The 4,191-nt window shown below is 72.1% G+C and carries 4 protein-coding genes; all 4 read right to left on the bottom strand.

From position 1 onward, the window contains the following. Window positions 1-194: 194 nt before the first annotated feature. From C1J00_RS39270 to C1J00_RS39255, 4 genes are read right to left on the bottom strand one after another with little or no spacing between them, the layout of a single operon-like run. On the bottom strand, window positions 195-797 hold the full coding sequence (locus C1J00_RS39270; RefSeq protein WP_102913655.1) for a TetR/AcrR family transcriptional regulator: 603 nt from the start codon (window positions 795-797) through the stop codon (window positions 195-197). Window positions 798-853: 56 nt separating this feature from the next. Continuing rightward, window positions 854-1,699 carry a fumarylacetoacetate hydrolase family protein gene (locus C1J00_RS39265; RefSeq protein WP_102913654.1) on the bottom strand — a complete coding sequence of 282 codons (846 nt, stop codon included), beginning with the start codon at window positions 1,697-1,699 and terminating at the stop codon, window positions 854-856. Beyond that, window positions 1,692-2,612 carry a 3,4-dihydroxyphenylacetate 2,3-dioxygenase gene (locus C1J00_RS39260; RefSeq protein ID WP_102913653.1) on the bottom strand — a complete coding sequence of 307 codons (921 nt, stop codon included), beginning with the start codon at window positions 2,610-2,612 and terminating at the stop codon, window positions 1,692-1,694. The genes C1J00_RS39265 and C1J00_RS39260 overlap by 8 nt, the downstream gene beginning before the upstream one ends. Next, window positions 2,605-4,068: an aldehyde dehydrogenase gene (locus C1J00_RS39255; protein ID WP_102913652.1), complete on the bottom strand. Its 1,464-nt coding sequence runs from the start codon at window positions 4,066-4,068 to the stop codon at window positions 2,605-2,607. Before C1J00_RS39255 ends, C1J00_RS39260 begins: the two co-directional genes overlap by 8 nt. Window positions 4,069-4,191: the final 123 nt, after the last annotated feature.

The raw sequence follows: 4,191 nt of genomic DNA, 5'->3' as shown, positions 1-4,191 counted from the left end.
GCACGGCGGGGCGCCTGCACGAGGACGTCGCCCAGCACTGCGGCACTCGGTCGACCCGGCCACGACCGGCAGCGTGGAGACCGGCGCGGGCCCGGCCTCGCCCGGAGACCGGCGCGGGCCCGGCCTCGCCCGGGAACCGGAGCGGGTCAGGCTCGCCCGGACCGGAGCAGGTCAGGCCTCGAGACCGGAGCGGGTCAGGCCTCGTCGCCGTGCCGTTCGGCGAGCAGCCGCAGCACCGAGCGCAGCTCGTCCAGGGCCTCCTCGATGACCTCGCGCTCCCCGAAGACCAGCTGGTGCAGGACCAGTCCCTCCAGGGTGGCGAACACCATCCGGGACAGGCCCTGGCCGACCGGCCCGGGCAGCATCTGGGTGAGCTCACGCCGGGTCGCGTCGAAGTACTCGTCGTACAGCGAACGCAGGAGGGCCAGGAGTTCGGGGCGGCGCCGAGCCTCCAGCAGCAGCTCGTACTGGAACGCCTGGAGGTCCGGCCCGGCCTCCACCATGTCCGTCAGACCCACCGAGAAGTCGGCGACCTCGCCCGTGCCCGGTTCGAGGGCGCTGCTGCTCAGGGAGGAGCGGATGGCGTGGGCCACGGCCTCCTCGATCAGCGCGTCGCGTGAGCCGAAGTGGTGCACGACCAGGCCGTGGGTGACGCCGGCCTCCTCCGCGACGGCCCGGTAGGTGAGTCTGCGCAGCCCGCCCCGGGCCACGACACGCACGGCGGCCTCCAGCAGGGCCTCACGTCCCGTGCCGTAGTTCACGCGCTTGCGGGGGCGCCGCCCGGCGGGCTCGGTCATGCCGGTGACCCTACCGGGGCGGTCGCGCTCGGCGAACGGGACGGCCGGGCCGCGCGTCAGCGGCGCGGGGGGCGGATGCCACGGAACTCCCAGTCGCCGCCGAGGGCGGTCGAGAGGACCTCCTCCGACTCCGTGGGCTGGGCGCCCACGTCCGTGCGGATGGCGGCCGGTCCGGTCACGATGTGGTTGGTGAGGCGTCCGAGGCCCTCCACCTCCACCTCCACGACGTCGCCCGGCCGGACGGGCCGGGAGTTGGCGGGAGTGCCGGACAGGAGGACGTCCCCGGGGTACAGGGTGATGGTGCGGGCGATGTCGGCGACGAGGTAGTGCATGTCCCAGGTCATCTCGTCGGTCGAACCGTCTTGCACCACCTCTCCGTTGACGTACGTCCGCAGTCGCTTGCCGTGGAAGTCCCAGTCGGTGACCAGTCCGGGGCCGAGCGGGCAGAGGGTGTCGGAGCCCTTCACACGGAGCATGGACCCGGCGTCGGTGTCGCGGAAGTCGTGCAGGCCGTAGTCGTTGGCGACCGTGTACCCGGCGATGTACTCGCCCGCCTCGGCCGGCGAGATGTTCCGCGCGGTCTTCCCGACGACGATGGCCACCTCGCCCTCGTAGTTGAGCCACTTGCAGCCTTCGGGCCGGACGACGGCGCCCTGGTGGGAGTTGAGGGCCGAGGTCGGCTTGTGGAAGTAGGTCGGGGTGTCGGGAAGTCCGATCCGGAACTCGTCCACCCGGCTGCGGTGGTTGAGGTGGACGGCGATCACCTTGGAGGGCACGACCGGGGGCAGGTGGTGGGCGTCCTCGGTCGTGACACGGCGGCCGTCCCCGGCGACGAGTTCGTCACCGTCGACGGTGACCTGGACGGCGGCGCCGTCGAGGAGAATGCGGCGGTACTCAGGCATGGGCGGACTCCTGCGCGGCGGTGTGGCCGGCGGTCCAGCCGCCGGCGGGGCGGTCGAACCAGAGGTGTGCCTGGCCGGTGCCGACGGAGTTCTCGTACGCGCCGTACTGACGGGCCCGGGCGGCACAGCGCCGCTCGCCGAGAGCGCCGGCCAACATCAGGTAGTGGAAGAACTTCGCCTCGGGCTTGTACCGCCAGAACTCGTCCATCGTGTCGAGGACCTTGTCGTGGCGGCCCTCCTTGAACCAGGCGATGCGTTCGAGGTCGGCCGCGCGGGCCTCGGGGGTGCGGATGTGCACCGGGTCACTGGCCTCGTGGTCGCGCAGTTCGCGCAGCGGCCAGAAGGTGTGCGAGAGGGCGCCGGAGGCGATGAGCAGCACCCGGCGCCCGGGCGTCGCGGCGATCCCGTCGGCGAGGGCCCGACCGAGCCGCAGGTGGTCCTCCATGTCGCCGGTCTGGCAGACGCCGATGGTGACCCACCGCTTGCCGGGCAGTCCCTTTCCCAGGTACTTCCAGAGGTTGAGGGTGGCGTAGTAGATGGGCAGGTACGAATCGTCGACCGGCGTGATCCACGTGCCGTGCTTGTCGGCGAACGCGGCCACGCTGTGGGCGAGTTCGGGATCGCCGGGGAAGTCGTACGGCATCCTGCACATGCCGCGCGGCAGTTCCTCGGAGGTGAAGAGCCCGGCCCTGCGCGCCTGCGCCGTCACGACGAACTCGACGGTGGTCGCCCAGTGGGAGTCCAGGACGACGACGGTGTCGTAGTCGTCACGCTCGAAGACGTCCCTGCGCAGCTGTCGCAGCCCGGTGACGAGGGTGATCTCCTTGCCCTCGTTGAGCTCGAGACGGTCGGCCTCGGGCAGCACGATGGTGGGCACGTGGGCGAGCAGCCCGGCCCCGACGATCTCACCCATGGTCCTGGTCCCATCCCTCCGGGGCGGTGACGGTGTTCTTCAGGTCACAGTAGAAGTCGAAGCTCCAGGTCCCGCCCTCCCGGCCGACCCCGGACTGCCGGGAGCCGCCGAAGGGTGCCCGGAGGTCGCGCACGAAGAAGCAGTTGACCCAGACGGTGCCGGCGACGAGCCGGGAGGTGACCCGCTCCGCCCGCTCCCGGTCGCCGGTCGCGACGGTGGCGGCCAGCCCGAAGCGGGTGTCGTTGGCGAGCCGCACGGCCTCGTCCTCGCCGGTGAAGGTCTGCAGGGTCAGGACCGGCCCGAAGACCTCCTCCTGCACGATCTCCGAGTCCTGGGCGACGTCGGTGAGCAGGGTGGGTGCGTAGTACTGCCCGTCCTCGCGATGACCGCCGACGACGGCCCGTGCCCCCGCCGCGACCGCGCGCTGCACGAAGCCGTCGATCTTCTCCAGCTGGCGGGGATGGACGGTGGGCCCGATGTCCGTGGCCTCGTCGCGGGGGTCGCCCTGCCGCAGGGCCGTGGCCTTCTCGACGAACCGGCGGGTGAACTCCTCGGCGACGGTCTCCTCGACGAGCAGCCGGGTGGCCGCCAGGCAGACCTGCCCGGCGTTGTCGTACTGCTCCACGGCGAGGCCGGCGGCCAGGTCCAGGTCGGCGTCGGCGAAGACCAGCAGGGGTGACTTGCCGCCGAGTTCGAGGCTCAGGGGCGTGAGGTTCGCCGCGGCCGAGGCGGCGATCCGCCTGGCCGTCGGCACCGACCCGGTGAAGCTGATGCGGCGCACGTCGGGGTGGGAGGTGAGGGCGTCGCCGATCTCGGAGCCGTACCCCTGGACGACGTTGAGGACACCGGCGGGCAGTCCGGCCTCGGCGGCGATGTCGGCCAGCAGGGAGGCGGTCAGCGGCGACCACTCGGCGGGCTTGAGGACGACGGTGTCGCCGGCGGCGAGGGCGGGGGCGACCTTCCAGGTGGCCAGCATCAGGGGCGCGTTCCACGGGGTGATCAGCACACAGGGCCCGGCCGGGTCCCAGCTGACGTGGTTGGTGTGACCGCGCGTCTCGAAGTCCTCGTGCTCGAGACGGAGCAACCAGTCGGCGAAGAACCGGAAGTTGTGGGCGACGCGGGGCATGACGCCCCGCCGGTGCGAACGGAGCAGGGCGCCGTTGTCCGTGGTCTCGACGATCGCCAGCTCCTCGGTCCGCTTCTCGACGCCGTCGGCGACGGCGTGCAGGATGCGGGCGCGTTCGGCGCGGGGGGTGGCGGCCCAGGCGGGGAAGGCATCCCGTGCGGCGGCGACAGCGGCCTCGGCCTCGGCGGGCCCGCCCCTGGCGATCTCGCCGAGTGCGCTGCCGTCGATGGGCGAGCGATCGGTGAAGGTTCCGGCGGATGCGACACGCTCGCCGCCGATCCAGTGCCGGGTGTCGACGGAAACACCGGCGACGCGGATGTTGTCAGACATGAGAAGGGTTCCGTTCAAACGAGGGGAATCGCACGCACCTGGGGGGCGCGGGGCTGTATCGATTTGCGGCTCCGCCGCGTGGGCGCGATCAACCACAACGAGCCCGCACCCGCCCACAGACCT

Origin of the sequence: Streptomyces cahuitamycinicus (assembly GCF_002891435.1) — a bacterium.
Lineage (GTDB): Bacteria > Actinomycetota > Actinomycetes > Streptomycetales > Streptomycetaceae > Streptomyces > Streptomyces cahuitamycinicus.
Note: the sequence above shows the minus strand (reverse complement) of the source record. Positions and strands in the feature narration are given on the sequence as shown.